The 14891-nt window shown below is 53.5% G+C and carries 13 protein-coding genes; 8 read left to right on the top strand and 5 right to left on the bottom strand.

Features of this window, described 5'->3' with window-relative positions:
• Positions 1-131: 131 nt before the first annotated feature.
• Positions 132-1154 carry an AraC family transcriptional regulator gene (locus RUESEDTHA_RS17825; RefSeq protein ID WP_180888022.1) on the bottom strand — a complete coding sequence of 341 codons (1023 nt, stop codon included), beginning with the start codon at positions 1152-1154 and terminating at the stop codon, positions 132-134.
• 455 nt (positions 1155-1609) lie between these two features.
• On the opposite strand from RUESEDTHA_RS17825, the gene RUESEDTHA_RS17820 reads away from it, so the two are divergent.
• Positions 1610-2248, top strand: coding sequence for a GNAT family N-acetyltransferase (locus RUESEDTHA_RS17820; protein WP_255431816.1), 639 nt, complete (start codon positions 1610-1612; stop codon positions 2246-2248).
• A gap of 96 nt (positions 2249-2344) precedes the next feature.
• Positions 2345-4114: an adenylate/guanylate cyclase domain-containing protein gene (locus RUESEDTHA_RS17815; RefSeq protein ID WP_255431815.1), complete on the top strand. Its 1770-nt coding sequence runs from the start codon at positions 2345-2347 to the stop codon at positions 4112-4114.
• A gap of 60 nt (positions 4115-4174) precedes the next feature.
• Here RUESEDTHA_RS17815 and RUESEDTHA_RS17810 read toward each other — a convergent pair whose 3' ends face one another.
• The 4 genes from RUESEDTHA_RS17810 to RUESEDTHA_RS17795 form a co-directional block, all read right to left on the bottom strand.
• Entirely contained in the window at positions 4175-5080 is a 906-nt protein-coding gene (locus RUESEDTHA_RS17810) for a hypothetical protein (protein ID WP_255431814.1), read from the bottom strand.
• A gap of 137 nt (positions 5081-5217) precedes the next feature.
• Positions 5218-6513, bottom strand: coding sequence for a hypothetical protein (locus RUESEDTHA_RS17805; RefSeq protein WP_180888021.1), 1296 nt, complete (start codon positions 6511-6513; stop codon positions 5218-5220).
• 32 nt (positions 6514-6545) lie between these two features.
• Positions 6546-7859 carry a TfuA-like protein gene (locus tag RUESEDTHA_RS17800; protein ID WP_180888020.1) on the bottom strand — a complete coding sequence of 438 codons (1314 nt, stop codon included), beginning with the start codon at positions 7857-7859 and terminating at the stop codon, positions 6546-6548.
• Positions 7856-9061 carry a YcaO-like family protein gene (locus RUESEDTHA_RS17795; protein WP_180888019.1) on the bottom strand — a complete coding sequence of 402 codons (1206 nt, stop codon included), beginning with the start codon at positions 9059-9061 and terminating at the stop codon, positions 7856-7858. Before RUESEDTHA_RS17795 ends, RUESEDTHA_RS17800 begins: the two co-directional genes overlap by 4 nt.
• 179 nt (positions 9062-9240) lie before the next feature.
• On the opposite strand from RUESEDTHA_RS17795, the gene RUESEDTHA_RS17790 reads away from it, so the two are divergent.
• The 6 genes from RUESEDTHA_RS17790 to RUESEDTHA_RS17765 all read left to right on the top strand — a co-directional run bounded on the left by RUESEDTHA_RS17790 (position 9241) and on the right by RUESEDTHA_RS17765 (position 14387).
• Positions 9241-9417 carry a hypothetical protein gene (locus tag RUESEDTHA_RS17790; protein WP_180888018.1) on the top strand — a complete coding sequence of 59 codons (177 nt, stop codon included), beginning with the start codon at positions 9241-9243 and terminating at the stop codon, positions 9415-9417.
• Positions 9414-10310, top strand: a complete 897-nt coding sequence (locus tag RUESEDTHA_RS17785) for a hypothetical protein (protein WP_180888017.1) — start codon at positions 9414-9416, stop codon at positions 10308-10310. The genes RUESEDTHA_RS17790 and RUESEDTHA_RS17785 overlap by 4 nt, the downstream gene beginning before the upstream one ends.
• A 29-nt stretch (positions 10311-10339) precedes the next feature.
• Positions 10340-11863, top strand: a complete 1524-nt coding sequence (locus tag RUESEDTHA_RS17780) for a hypothetical protein (RefSeq protein WP_255431813.1) — start codon at positions 10340-10342, stop codon at positions 11861-11863.
• Positions 11864-11865: 2 nt separating this feature from the next.
• Positions 11866-12348: a hypothetical protein gene (locus RUESEDTHA_RS17775; RefSeq protein WP_180888016.1), complete on the top strand. Its 483-nt coding sequence runs from the start codon at positions 11866-11868 to the stop codon at positions 12346-12348.
• 76 nt (positions 12349-12424) lie between these two features.
• Positions 12425-13045: a hypothetical protein gene (locus tag RUESEDTHA_RS17770; RefSeq protein ID WP_180888015.1), complete on the top strand. Its 621-nt coding sequence runs from the start codon at positions 12425-12427 to the stop codon at positions 13043-13045.
• Positions 13046-13175: 130 nt separating this feature from the next.
• Complete coding sequence (locus tag RUESEDTHA_RS17765) at positions 13176-14387, top strand: hypothetical protein (RefSeq protein WP_180888014.1); 1212 nt, start codon at positions 13176-13178, stop codon at positions 14385-14387.
• The last annotated feature ends 504 nt before the right edge of the window (positions 14388-14891 follow it).

Here is a 14891-nt window from a genome sequence, read left to right as displayed (position 1 = left end):
CCACCATCAGTGGTCGAAGCAAAACGGGTTTACGCAGTAAGATATGCTTTGATCGCTAGATAGCAGCACAATTGACACCTTCTCCATCTCGCGCGGTGACAACCGATTGTCCAAAAGTGACAAATCTTTGCCTAGAGAAGAGCCCGCTGCCGATACGAGCTTGGTGTCGCCCCTGTCCACCTGTGAAAGGCCTTGTGGAAACTTGCCGCGGAAGAAAAGCCAACGTCCTGTGCAATGGCCTCGATACTTGCATCTCCAACTTGCAAGCGGCGAATTGCTATATCCCTGCGTAAACCGTCTTTGATGGCCTGAAAGGATGTTCCGTCCGCGTCCAACTTACGGATCAACGTGCGCGGCGTCATGCCAAGCGCCTTGGCGGCCCCCGCCAAATGCGCGTCCTGCCAGCTCGATTGATTCAGGTAGGCGCGGACACGCAAAGACTGTGTGTGCTCTTGCGAATGGGTAAAGACCCAATCACGCGGCGCATTTTCCAGAAAGCGATCCAAATCATCGGTACTGCGCGTGTTCACTGGCCCCAAGGAGGCTTTGGCAAAGCGAATTGATGTGGAATTTGCATCGAAGGCGACAGGTGCGGGAAAAATGACGGCATAGTCCTCTTCGAAAGAGGGGCGATCAAATACGAAATCGACCCGCTCCACAGCGACCTCACGCCGGGCCAGCCAAGACAGAATCCCATGAGCAAGCTTGAGGATCAGCATATGGCCAAAGCGCTGCGCACGGGCGTCTGACCGGGGCACAAGGCTCAGCGCTATGGTATCCTCCGCATCAACCAACTCGAACCGGTAGTCATCAAGCAACAGGTTCCAGAATGTCGAAAACCGGTAAAGCGCCGACGACAGCGAGGTAGACTCGCGCACCGATGTCAGCAGATGTTGCAAGGCGCGTGGCCTTATCGGACGCGACCAGAGCCCCATCATCTCATCGCCGGTTTCCACAGCTGCCAGTTGGTACAGGCGAACGATCTGCTCCAGGGTCACTCGACCTAACGGGACACTGTCGCCATATGGGATGCCGGATCGGGCGAGCAACGAAGCAAAGTGATCCGGCTCACAAAGGGCCTGCAGCGCCACAAGCCAATCCAGAATGAAGCTGCTTGAGACTGTTGAAAATGAAGGTTTTTGGTCGCTGATCATCACTGAATCACAATAGCAACGAAAACCAAGGGCTAGAACCAATATCCTTGGCGACCCAAACCCGCCGTGTACAAGTTTGCCCCAAGGCGGTACGCGCGAGATCACCGGCGTTGCGAAACTGGGCATCGCGCCGGTGTGTCCGAGTATTCCAGTGCCGAAAGGCCTTCGGTCCGTTTTTGTAGCAGATACAAGATTTTCCCCTACAATTTTCGGCGTTCCCGACTCGCTAGTTCTCCTTATGGGTACCGTTGGGCAAGTCGGTTCGGAATTTGGATTCTCAGTGTCCAATGCAAGGCGCAATAGCCCCGCTGAGTCCGATCAAGCAAAGTTTCATCTTGATATCTAAGGACTTTAGGGGCTTCTTACCTGCCACATGTTTCTGCCTTCGTATTTGCAGAATTTTTGTGCTACTGTCGCCAGAGTCATTTTTTGTATTTTATTCAAAGGTTTTTACAGTGCAGGACAAAACGACAGGAACATTCAGGCTGCGCCCAGTTGAAAAGTCCGATCTGGAGGTCATCGCGCCGTGGTTTCAGGATGTAGAAGACTTGGCGCTGTTTGACCGAACATCGCGCATTCCCTTCAACCAGTCGCAAACCGAAGAAATCTGGAAAGATGCCTTTTCCCCTGACAACGGTTGTAAATGCTGGTTCGTGGTGGAATCCAGTGATGGTAACGCGCTTGGGATGGCGGGGATTGAAGCAATATCAACCGTCAATCGTGACGCGGTCATTGCCATGTTTGTCGAGAAGAACGCCCGGCGCCTTGGGATCGGGCTGCGCGCAACAGCCTTGCTGATCGATTTTGCATTTCGGCAGTTGGGCTTGAACCGCCTTACCTCCTATTACCGCGTGGACAATCAAAGCAGTCGGGATTTGGTGGCCAGAGTCGGATGCCAGATCGAAGGAACCATGCGGCAGGCATGGTTCGCAGACGGAAAATTTCACGACATGATCGTGGTCGGGGTCCTAAATCAAGATTGGATGAAACATCGAGAAACACTTGCGCAAGAGTTGAGCAACGACATCGTAGTGACCTTTGGAACAAGCGCACCTGGCGTTTGGTCATGGCCTCCTCAGGGTGCGGAATCCTGACCAAGGCATGAGAATGACCCAAGCAGTCGAAATATTTGAAATTAGGTATATGTTGAACAAGTGGTTTCAGCAGAACCTACCAAATGAGAAACGCCAGTGGACACCAACAATCTGAACGTTCCCATCACACAAAAGCTCGGGGCTGTCCTGTTCGCCGACGTTGTCGGATATTCTCGCTTGATGAGCGAGAATGAGCTGGACACGTATAACGCCTTGAAATCATTGCTTTCCAAGCTCGAAGTCACGTGCGCAAAATATAATGGCCGCGTGATTGAAGTGCGCGGCGACGGCATTCTCGCACTGTTTGAAACGGCCACAAGCGCGGTGGAATTCGGGGTGGAATTGCACCAGATCGCGAGCGAGCACAATCACACGCGAACCGAGAATCAGCGAATCAAATTTCGCGCAGGCGTCCATCTCGGAGAAATCCTGATCGACGAACGCGGGATTCATGGCGACAATGTGAACATCGCCGCCCGACTTCAGGAAATAGCTGAACCAGAGCGTGTTTACGTCAGCTCGGCCGTTTACGATCAGGTGTGCAACCGCCTGCGATATGGGTACGAATTTCTGGGCCCCAAGCAACTGAAGAACATCGTTTCTCCGATCTCAACCTATTGCGTCCGAAGCGAGGTTGCTGGCGCGACCATGGCGGGAACGATGCGCCCCGAGCTGACGATGGATATCCTGGAACGGCCGGATACGCCGTCGGTGGCTGTCCTGCCTTTCAGCAGCAATAACGGGGACGAGTCCGACAATTGGATTGCCGAGGGGCTGACCGACGACATTATCATGAACCTTTCCAAGTTCCGGAACCTGTTCATCATCGCCCGGAACTCATCGTTTTTCTTCAAGGCACAGGCGATGCCACCGAAGGAAGCAGCCCAGAGACTGAACGTACGCTATATCGCGCGTGGTAGTGTCCGGCGGTCCGCCAGCCGCATACGGATTACCGCCGAACTTGTGGATGCCAACACCGAACGCACCATTTGGGGCGAGCGGTTCGATCGGAATATCGACGACATCTTCGACATTCTCGACGAAGTTACTGAATGCATTGTTGCCGCCACTGCCGTGATGATCGAATCCCATGAAAAACAGCGTATGATTCAAGCGGTGCCCGCCGATCTTGAGGCATACGGCTCGGTTCTTCAGGGTCAGCACCACATTTTCAAATACACTCGGAATGACAATCGCAAAGCGCAGGATTTCTACCAATCCGCGCTAGAGCGGGATGGGCGCTATGCCCGGGCGGCGGCAGCTTTGTCACGAACACTGAACATAGACTGGCGATATTCTTGGGCCGAAGATCCATCTTCCGCTTTGGACAAGGCGCTGTCACTTGCGCAGCGCTCGATTGAACTGGATCCAACGGATGCCCGCGGTTTTGGCGAGTTGGGATATGTGCACCTGTACCGCAAGGAACATGACGCCGCGATTCAGTCCTATCAACGTGCCTTGGCGTTGAACCCAAATGACGCCGACATGCACTCGGATTTTGCGGATGCGTTGGCACATTACGGGGACAATGAAACGGCAATAACACATATCCAGCAGGCCATGAGGCTGAACCCCTATTTCCCGGATCAGTATCTATGGCACCTGGGTGGGGCCTACTACAACCTCAGACGGTATGACGACGTGATTGAGACCGTCAACAAGATGAACAACCCAACTGAAGGTCAACGTATGCTGGCTGCAAGCTATGCACAATTGGGGCAAACGGACCTGGCGCGTCAGATCACCGACAAGCACCGCGCGGCACATCCCAATTTCTCGCTTACGCGATGGGCCACGGTACAGCCGGATCGTTTGGAAGAGGATACCCAGCATTTTGTAGAAGGCTTGAAAAAAGCTGGGTTTTGATAATCCAGAAAAAAGGGCACGCGCCTGACGTGCCCTTGTTCTGTAAATATTGGCGTGATCTTAGTCGCCGCCACGCACCTTTGCGCCACTGACTTTGGCACCTGATACCTTTGCACCGCTGACTTTCGCGCCACTCACCTTTGCACCGCTGACTTTGGCGCCTGATACCTTGGCACCGCTGACAGCCGGGCTGTCAAATCCGAAATAGATATCCAACAGGACTTGTTCAAACTGACCAGTCATCACATCCATACGGATCGTGTAATCAGCTTTGTCGTAATCCCAGACCCTGATGTCATCTGAAATTTGGTAATCTGCCGAGGCTACACCGGACAGGGACGGATCACTCGGTGCGCGAGAAGCAAGGCCGCCGGGCCGGTTTCCTTCGGTTGGGCTTTCACCTTTGCCATGCACCAGAAAAATCGTGGGTTCGGGCAGTTCGTAATACGTGCCTTCGAACGAAAATCCGTAGATACGCGCCAATCGGGAGTCTTTACCGTACTGATCCTTGAGCTGCTTGTTCGCGCCGATTTTTTCGGACAATTCCTTGCGGAAAATGAATTCTTGCTTTTCGAAACCCGCCGGGGTGGGCAGCGTCTGCTGCCAGAAGCTGTCTTCGTATTGGTCCCCGTCCGTGACCTTCACCAGCGCGTCTTCTTCAATCCTCTCTTGGCTTTCCAGCTTATAGTTCTCTTCATCTACTGTTACTTGGTAGATACCATTCTTTTTAGGACGATTTCCTGTAACCAGAACTAAGTTGCCAGCCGCCACCTCTTCACCGTCGATCGTGCCATCTACGATGGAGATATTCTTGTTCACCTTCACCTTTTTCGTAGCAACAAGCCGGACTGTTTTATCTGGGGCCGCAATTTTGGATTTCGCGACCTTCAAGTCGTTCAATAAACGCCCAAACAACAACACTTCGGAAAAACTAAGCAAGGATTCAGACATAATATTCTCTCCCAATTGTGGGGTAGACAGAGCTCAGGCCCTCATCTCTCCCCTGAATCGAACCCGAACACATAGTTCGAGAAAATTATTTCCAATAATCATCCCACGCTTGCATGCCATAAAACCACTTCAAAATAAAGGATTTTTGACCGTTATCCGGGAACTTGCGTGCGGACGGAATGAGCGTGGCTGTCTTCGTCAGGATCAGGCAACTGCGGCCCTGCGGTTGTCACGCCAATATCACGCATTCGGAAGTTACCCTGAATGATGCGCTGAAAAGCACCGCCGGTGATTTCCTGATCCACGGCCAGCAATGCTTTTTCAACCCCGAAGTAGCTGAGCATATCAGCGTCCAGCCGTTCCCATGCATCTGCAAGATAAGTGCCCAGAAAATCCCGCGCCTCAAGCAGCGCGATACGAAACCCATCGGGGTTCTCAGCGTAACGGGTATCGAAAATATCCTGCATCACGGCGCTGTAGTCAGAGGAATCTTCCAACTGATCAGACAGGTCTTCTTCTTCGGGCGTTATCAGGCCGTGCAGCAGCAATCGTTCATGGTAAATATCCACGAAGATATCGAACATAGCTCCGGTCAATGGCTCAGACAGGTCATGCTCACTGGACCAGCCAGACGCAAATTCGGACAGAGACCGGTTATTGGCGGCCGTTCGTATCTGAGCGTTTTCCGAAAGTTCCGCAAAACGGTTCAGCCGATTGAACGTATAAAGGTTGCCCCGCGTGTTCTTCAGCAACGTGTCCACGACCGATCCAAAATGTAAGGACGCAAGAAGCGCAACCATGTCCGCAGCAGATTCATGGAACCCGTAATACTCGCCCCCAGCATCACCATCGGTTGGCATTCCGATCACGCTGTAGATGATTGCGTGACCGATTTCATGAGCGACAACGTCGAAGTTCAGGCTGTATGGGCGATACTCGTCACCATGCTCTCGCGTGCCACCGGTTTCAAGGAACCCCCAGCCGATATGTGCATTATCCAAACTGGGCAGAAGCGACAGTTCCAGCCGATCGAAATCTCGTGCGAAATGCCACGGTATAGGGCGAGCGAAATACCCTTGCCAGACGTCCATGGTGAAATGAGCCGACCCAAATAGATGCGCCGCCTCAAATGCCGGGTCCGTTGGGTCGATATGGATGAAGTTGCCAAACTCGTCCGGCATGGCCGGGGGGTGGAAATATCCGTCCCACGGCGGCAGGTACATGCCCGGCCCATTCGGCCCGGGGACGATTGCGCCATATGGCGTCGTTTTACCAACCGGGTTGACGGTATACATCCTTGGGCCCGATGGGCCCGGTCCGATGCTTCCTTGCGGGGCCGAAATCTCGACCAATTCCAATTGGGCATCCGGCTCCAGAAACGGCGATTGGGGAAACAGCAAAAACCGGGTGCCGGGTTCTTCGGCGTCGCTGTAGTCTGGCAAATCCATCAAGCGCCCTCCTGTGTCCGGTCGACGACCTCTTAACGGTCTGAGGCCGTTGATCCGGTATCACTATGGCAATACAAAAACTCTGCTTCTATCAAATCATAAAGAGCATCCCGCCCGGACAAGCCAAGCGAAACTGCGTAGGATTCAAGATCATCTGGCACATCGCGGTCAAGGTTTGTTTCAAAAAACCAGATCAGCATATGCAACCGGTCCGCACTGATCTTTCGATCAGAGGGGGCGATCAGTTGGGTCTTTTTATCGGCACGGTCACGCAAGTCCGCGTATAGCCCGCTGCGCTTTAGCTCGGTCAGCAGGGGGGCATTCAAGCGGGTGCTGCGGGCTTCGGTCACCGCATCAATCTGTGCAGCCCCGGTTAGCATCGCTTCGTACAGTTCCGGGTTCAGGTCGTTGGTGTGCAGCCACTGCATCAAATGCGCCTTGCGAGTAAGCCCGGTACTGCTGCGATGATCTGACATGTGCCTGAGCAAAACCTCGCGATCGGGGCTGAGGTCGACCCGATCAGCCTCTTCCTGCGCCAGCAGCCTCAGAATTGCGCGGGTGCGCAGTTCAAAATACAGTTCTGGCGTCAAGCGCAGCTCATCAATCACCGCGTCGCCTTCAGTGGCTTCGGCATCAATACGGTTGCGCAGGGTTTTCCAGACCAATGTCCGTTCGGCACGCACGGTTGAGGTTTGCGGGGCAGGGGGGGCGCTTAGATAGTCGGACATCATTCTCAGCATGGCTCTGGCATCTTCCGCTTTGGCGTCAACCTGACCTTCTGGCAGCCATTTGAAAAACCCTTCGGTCCCGGCGTGTTCCGTAACCGCGTTTTCGATATCAGTCCAATTGCGGTCCCGGTAATGGATGGACTTGGCCGCACCTATGATTCTTTCGGCAGTTTCAGGTTCGATGACTCCAACGGTTTCAGCCCGGGAAACCGTGGCACGGACCGAAACCATGGGTACGCTCAGGGGCTGGTATCCAAGCTCTGCCGGGCTATGGACAACCGCGACCTCGTCATCATCCTGCAAAACACCTGCGACATAGTCCTTAAAAATCTGGCCAACGCCGATCATCCCGAAGTCAGCAAGCTCGGCAGCCCTAAGAGCCCCCATGCTGGCACTGCCAAACACCGGAATTCCTTGTTCAAGCGCCCAGAGGATCTCCTTGTGCCAGACCGAGGGGACGCCATCAAAATACCCATCAATGATACCAATGGCACTTGGGCGGTCTTTGGCGACCCGATAAACGTCGCCTTGCCGGACAGGGGGCAGAATTCTGGCGTCGGGAAACTCATCCAGCGCATCACGGGGCAGGGTAGGGCCTACAAAGACGGCAAGATTCATGCCCGGTCTTTCATAGCAGCCATGGCTCTTGCGCCGGGAACATAGTCTGGGTCGTCGTGCGGTGCCTCCAGCCCCGGCACGACAGCACGAACGACAGCGATGTCCAGTTCAGGGCGCGAAAGGTCAACACAGACGGCTTGTGAAAGGCCAACAGAACCCAGTTGACCAAGAATTAACGCAAGATCTTCGTCAAATGAGCCGGTTGTATAAGACGGGCAATCCGCGAACACCTGACTTGGATCGGCGCGTTCAATAAGGTCCCGCACATATTGGCTGCGATCCGACTGGGCCTGATCCGAAAACTCAGCCGGGTCCAGATCATCCCTTGCACCCGAGATATACGTCAGCCTTGTCTGCGCGGCCTCGGTCAATGCGCGCAAAAGGGCGATGGAACTGTCGGGGTGGCACCCGTCGCCAATTCCAATGTGGCCATTCTGCGAACCAGATTCACAGATCACACAACGAAAACTGGCGATCCCGATATCTGACGTTGTATTCCATATGCCAACCTTTAAGCCCGCAGCGGTGAACATTCCGAGGGCACTTTTACAGCGTTTGTCATCAATCGTTTCGTGATCCAGTCGATTTTCCGCAGTTTTGTGGTGCCAAAGAGTTGTCGCGTCCCGTTCGATCAATTCGCAAATCGCGTGACATGTTGCTTCAGTTACGTTGTTGCCCGACGCCAACCCATTCGTGGTTCGCGGAAACGCGCCTTGCCCGGCGCTGGGTGGTGCGGTGTAGTCAGTATCGACCATTTCCAAGGGGACCCAACAGTTGAGCTGGCCGTTCAACTCCTGCCCCTGAATCCATAACATATTGCGGTTTGGGTCAAATTTCCCGCCGGTGACGCGCGGAAGGCGTTCGACATCCACAACAAGATCATCTGCGCACAAATCGGAATACCGCGCCAGACGCTGTGGCAATTGCAGACGCTCGGCATGCCAGGCCTCGATAGCCTCCATTACGCCAGAGGCTTGAGCAGCCTCCAGCGACAACCCCTTGCCCAGCGAAACGGCGACTGAGCGCGAGTTCGGGCGCGACACCATCACGGTCGGAAGCCCGATCCTGTCCAGCCCCGTCAAATTAGCGATCCGAGTGATCCCCATTTCCTTTAGGTATGGCCTAACAATACCCAGTGTCTGTTGCGGGTCGCGCGAGCGATGCGTGTCCACCAAATACTGTTTCTGCGAGGTTTTTGGCATATGGCGGACCCTAATCAGAACAATTTTAAGAATGATACATCGCGGAAATCAACGTTAGATCAACATGGTAGATGAATCCTTTTGGGTCAACCGATGGGAACGTATCGATGAGCTGAGCAGTTGGGAATTATTTAACATAACCCATATTATGCGACTTTTTGACCTTTAAGGGGAAAACAGTGAAAAGTCTTGTAATTCAAGAGATGCTGAAACCACTTGTCCATCGAATCGGAACCACCGTCGGGGCCTTTGTCGCGGGTGCAAGCAGCATCGCAGACGCGCATCAAGTGGAAGCGGCTATTGTTCTGCTGCTGGGTCTAGCAGTCGATATGATTACGCGCAAGGCTCTGAAATGAGCGGGTTCGGCTTAGGTACTCTTGCCTCCATTTTTGATATTGGTGGCGCTGTTGCTTCTGCCTTTCGCGGCAGTAGCTTTCCCAGCCAATACAAGCGTGACCGTGTGTATGAAGAAAACGCACGAAACACCCGGCGCGCGCAATATGAGGCGCGCCGCTCGGCCTATCTCATGGCCGATTACCTGCCCGCCAATCAACGGCGCGGCATGGAGCGCGCGGGCCTCAACCCGCTCCTCGCTGCGGGAGCGCCTGTCGCGCCGCCCGTCGCGGGTCATAATTTCACGCCGTTCATGTCCGGCTCCAACCTCAATGGCTTGTCGGCTGCGTCCGATACTCTGTTGGGGCTTGAAGCCCTCAAACAGCAAAAAGCAGAGCTTGAGCTTGAAAAACAACGTCTTGAAAAACAGACCGAAGATCTTAAGATCAAGGAACCCGATGGCGGGATTTATCAGCGAGGCGGTATAAGTGTCGGTCAAAACAGTGGCGAAAACGTATCTGGCGGTGATGATAGCGCTTCTTCTGATGATGGCGCTCATGGCACTCTTGACCTTGATAATCCAGATAATCGCCCCCCTGCTGCCCTACGCGCCTTTGGCATAAATTGGAAGGGTTCCGGTCTTTTTGAAAAAGGCGAAACCTATGAGGAACAATTAGGTGAACCCGGCGGATGGCTTATGGCCCCTCCGGTCATAGCTGACGCATTTCTAAACACTGTGTCGCGTCCACTTCGCTCTGCCGAAGAAAGTCGACAAAATCGGCAGTTAGAGGATTTGCGCAATCCTCCCAAGCCCAAAAAACCCACCAAAGATAAGCGCCCAAAAGCGCGCAAAAAGGAAGTCCCGCCTTGGGGCACGCCTGAATACACCGAATACATGCGCAAGCTGTATCAATAATCCCAAAACCCTGAGCGAAAGGATAACCAATGCTCTCCAAATACATGAAACCCCGCGCCATCCGGCGCGAGGGGCAGACAATTGCGGGCCGATTCCGGGGCGGAAAGCTCGCCCCGATCATGGCCGCAGCCGTGCGGGAAAGCGAAAGCGGAACCCTCACCCAATCGGTCACATGTGAATTGGACCCCATTGCGGGCCGCATGATTACGCCGATCACAATGGAAGTCACGGCGGTGTTCGTCCCTGCCCTCGCCATCAATGAGGTGAAAAACCCCTCTGAGGATTATGCGGGCGTTTCCGAGGTCTTCCGCGAAAAACTCCTGAGCGGTGCGCCTGTGTTCGGCCTTGAAAATGAAAACGAAATCACCAAGCGCCTCGGCGTTGAGCCTCGCTCGATAGGCGGTGTCAAAAAGGTAAACGAGGCCGTGCGCTTCGCGCATATCGCTGCCGTCAACCATCTGCGTCAGAAAAAATACGTCAAGGCGTCTTTGCTGAATAATACCGCAATGGAAGTGACCCCCGCGATCATCGGCAAGACTGTCCTCGATCGTCTGAATGCGGTGCTTGATCCCGAAGATCGGGTCAACGGCGCTGTTATCCTTGAGGGCCGCATGAATGTGCGCAACATTCGCCGCGAAACATCGGACACGGTCACGGGCGCTGGCACTCAATGGGAAAGCCATGACGGAAACGTCACGAATCAGCCGAATTCGGCGAATCTTCACGCCTTCCCGAATTCAAGCGATTTCCCGTATGTGCGCCTGCCCGATAGTGGCTTGAGCCTGTCGGACTTCTACCAAGCCGAGCGCATGGATGAACTGACCCGCCAGATGCGGAAAATGGTCGATGATGACCCGCAGCATGGCGAAGAGATGGTGCAGCGCTTCGCGCATGGTCTGTCTATCGAGGGTGGAAACCAGCCGTTTGTTCTCTATCAAAAGGAAGTGGTCTTTGGTCAATCGCTCCAGCGCGCCATGGATGGCGCTAATCTGGACAAAACCCAGACAAATACATCCCAGACCATTGAATATGTCGTCCCGATTCCTCAAACGGAATTTGGCGGCATTGTCATCACCTTCGCCAGCGTGAAGCCTGATGAAACGCTTGGCAGTCAGCCGCACCCTATCCTCTCGGATAACTGGGGCGCGCGCAATTACGTTGCTGATGAACTGGCCGTTGATCCGGTTCCGGTCACGGTGCGTGAACTCAACGCGGACTGCGATCAGGCCGACGAAAACACGGTTGTTTGCTACAACGGCAACAATCACCTGTTGAAGCAATACGTGAATTACGGCTTCAACCGCCATCTCGACACGAGCACGGTCGAAAATAAAACGGCAATCTGGCAACTGGAAATTCCGCTGTCGGTGACACCTGAGACTGTGACCTATCCGTCGGATATTTCGCATTATCCTTTTGCGGATCAGACTGCCGAAATATGCACCTATAACGTCACCTCGATGTTGCGTGCCAACACGCCCATCATTTTCGGACCGACACCTGTCGAGGAACTGGCCGAAATCGAAACCGCAAACATTTTTGAGGATCAGTAAAAATGGAACGCTTTGAAATGAAAGCCGCAAAACTGCTGGTTGGAACCCAAGGGGGCGATCTACGGATCGTTACCCCAGACGGCGAAATCTTCGCAGAAATCGGATTGATGCCAGGTATCCATGAAGCCTCGGAATACATGGCTTATGTCTTGCCCGGCTACACGGTCGAAGTCGGCCCCGGTGTAACAGCAATGCAACCTCCCTCGGGGCGCAATGCGCCGATTAAGTACGGTGCAGACGCCTACAAATCCGGTGCTAATCCCGATTGGGAACCCACTGTCGCAACACGTCAACAGCGCCAAATGGAAATGACGCTGGCGAAAATCAACGCCAAGTCCAAAGCGCTGGATAAGAAGTTTGCGGCAATGGAAGAACTGCACGCAAATCAACGCCGCGAAGAGGTAATCGACGATGAAACTCAAGAAGAAACCGTTTCGAAAGAAGAACAAACCGAAGTCGAAACGGAAACAAAAGAGCAAGTGTAAATGCCAACGCTAACGCCTTGGCTGGTGGAGGGCATTATTGCCCTCCTCCAAAAATCGGAAAGATTACGGGAAAAACATGCTCAAGAAAATCGAGAAATGGGCCGAAATCATGATCGCGCGGGGCTTCAAGCGATGGCAAAGCCCGCAAGCCATGATGCAGGCCGCAAGGCAGGCCCATCAACCTCATGAAAAGATGCAGGCACCGCGGCGTCAAACGCGCTACAGCTACGAAAACGGTCCTATGTACTATCTGGGCCAGCAAATCGTAAAAGCCATGCAGGATGCAGGCTATCCAGCCAAAATAAGCGAATGCTACCGCTCCCCGGAGCGTCAAAGTAAGCTGCGAAAAGAGGGCTTTTCAAAAGCCCGCGCGTACCAAAGCCCGCATCAGTATTACGAAGCCGTTGATATTATCCACCCCTCACTTGGGTGGAATGTCAGCCAAGAATACTGGGATACGCTCGCCACATGCGCGCGAATCGTGGCCGACCGCTACGGCGTGGAGTTCGATGGCGGCTTTAAATGGGGCTGGGACCTCGCTCACATTGAGTTAGAGGATTGGCGCACCTTCCGCGCCAAGGTGCGCAGCAACGTCCTCATGGAAGGTGAAGCCCGTCCGCCAACCAAGGCGGAACTGGGTGAACGCTTTCAAGAGGTTCTTCCCCAACAATGGCGGCGCAAGCCGTGGCCTTGTTGAACGAAATAGTAAGCGCGGTCCTTTTGGAGCGCGCAGAACAAGCTGGAATGGAGTATGTCATACGACATTCCAAGCTTGTCCCCATACGCCCTTGATCCTGTATGCACTTACTGACACAACGGACAAAAAAATGTGTTCCAACCCACAAACCGCAAACGACGACAACGGCAATCAACTGACGTTCGCCTGTCGCGTTTGCAATGATTGTATCACGGCGCGCAAGAATGATTGGATCGCGCGCGGCATGGCCGAAATGGCCACAAGCCAGCAAACGCTAGTGATCAATCTCACGTATCGAAACAATCCCGACGAAACACTTCCCGATGCCGCAAAAGCCTTTCGGTATTCCGATGTCCAGCGTTTCCTAAAACACCTTCGTGAACGGTATTACGATGAATACCACACGCGCAATGAACTTAGGTATGTCATTGCAGGTGAGCGCGGATCGCAGAAAGGCCGTGTCCATTGGCATATGATTATTTGGGGCGATCGACCCTTTAAGCATCTCGGGCAGTGGCGGGACGAAAAGTTTCGGTCCATACCTGCAAACCGTCCGGGCAAAATTCCCGGCACCAATGTCTATTATCGTGATCATTGGTCGTTCTGGCCGCATGGCCATGTGACCACAGACGAACCAACGCAAGGCACTCTTGCCTATGTTCTCAAATACGCGTTGAAGGATCAATTCAACATCGTCAAATCGGCAGGCACAATGCGTGAGGCAAAGGCGGAAAATCACGGAGCGAGTTATTTTAGAATGAGCAAGGTGCCGCCCATCGGGTTTAGGTGGTTGGAAAAACGCTGTGATGAGTGGGAAGCGAAAGAGGTAGTCCCCGTAACGCTTCAACTCAAGGTGCCAGAATATTCAGGCTATTGGTGGCCAAAGGCAAAACAGCGGGAATATCTTCTGCAACGCCTTCATATCATCAACCAAAAGCGCAACGAAAAATACAGGCGTGATTGCCCTCAATGGGACGCGCTTCTTGCGTCCGTTTGTGACAGTGAGAAAGATTGGGAAGGACTTCAGTATGGCCAGATCGAAGAAGAAAAAGACCTATTCGACAAGTGGGAATGGCAAAACCGCCTTGGAGAAAAACACGCGCCGCGCATCCGCGAACGCTGCGGTGGCGCGCTCATCTGCCGCCACTGTTGGCACCACCAAACGCGAAAAGAGCGTTTCGCCTATTGGCGTTGGTGGCAGGATCAAACCGCGCAATACGTCACGGACACAACAAGTCCAGAACACCAAACCTTTAAACAATGGTATCGCGCTAAGCGCGCCATCAATCCCTTCTGCCTCCAAAAAGACGAACCAGAACAGCAAAGCGCCTTCTGTGCATGAAAAAGCCGTGCTTTCGAATTCGTTGACGGAACCCGAAACGCGCACACAAGATAATGGCGTAAAATGTCGTCCAAATTCAAAAGAGGCCAGAAAAGGGGCGGGTGGCTCCCGCCCCTTTGTGCCTTGGAAAAGGGATTGCTAGTTGAAAAGTCCCTTGCGCTCACTTGGTGAGAGTCGGCGGTAATCAGAGGGGCGGAAACATTTCCGCATAATAAACAGGGCGTCTAAAAGGCGCTCTGTTTCCTCTGCCTTCTCGATATTCCCAATCCTTAACCATTCCGTTCGCTCGTCATGAAGTTTCATAGAAAATGCGTGAAGTTCGGCAATAATGTCGACGTAATTCATTACAGATAACGGTCGACAGTTTCGATCCGTTTAACGATTCTTACGGATTTTTCCCTCATTAAAAACCGCCATGCTATATCCTTCGCGGTATCTTCTGAATATGCTGTATCGACCTTTCGCCATTGCTTCGGCTTTCCCTTTGGGGTGGCGTAAATGTCG

It is taken from the genome of Ruegeria sp. THAF57, assembly GCF_903914075.1.
GTDB lineage: Bacteria > Pseudomonadota > Alphaproteobacteria > Rhodobacterales > Rhodobacteraceae > Ruegeria.
The sequence above is the reverse complement of the archived record's forward strand: the minus strand, read 5'-3'. Positions and strand labels throughout refer to the sequence as shown.

Bases quoted from the DNA above. Each gene is read 5' to 3' on its own strand.
- RUESEDTHA_RS17770 (WP_180888015.1), top strand. From the start codon at position 12,425: ATGCTCAAGAAAATCGAGAAATGGGCCGAAATCATGATCGCGCGGGGC.
- RUESEDTHA_RS17765 (WP_180888014.1), top strand. From the start codon at position 13,176: ATGTGTTCCAACCCACAAACCGCAAACGACGACAACGGCAATCAACTG.
- RUESEDTHA_RS17785 (WP_180888017.1), top strand. From the start codon at position 9,414: ATGAGCGGGTTCGGCTTAGGTACTCTTGCCTCCATTTTTGATATTGGT.
- RUESEDTHA_RS17780 (WP_255431813.1), top strand. From the start codon at position 10,340: ATGCTCTCCAAATACATGAAACCCCGCGCCATCCGGCGCGAGGGGCAG.
- RUESEDTHA_RS17795 (WP_180888019.1), bottom strand. From the start codon at position 9,061: ATGCCAAAAACCTCGCAGAAACAGTATTTGGTGGACACGCATCGCTCG.
- RUESEDTHA_RS17775 (WP_180888016.1), top strand. From the start codon at position 11,866: ATGGAACGCTTTGAAATGAAAGCCGCAAAACTGCTGGTTGGAACCCAA.
- RUESEDTHA_RS17825 (WP_180888022.1), bottom strand. From the start codon at position 1,154: ATGATCAGCGACCAAAAACCTTCATTTTCAACAGTCTCAAGCAGCTTC.
- RUESEDTHA_RS17800 (WP_180888020.1), bottom strand. From the start codon at position 7,859: ATGAATCTTGCCGTCTTTGTAGGCCCTACCCTGCCCCGTGATGCGCTG.
- RUESEDTHA_RS17805 (WP_180888021.1), bottom strand. From the start codon at position 6,513: ATGGATTTGCCAGACTACAGCGACGCCGAAGAACCCGGCACCCGGTTT.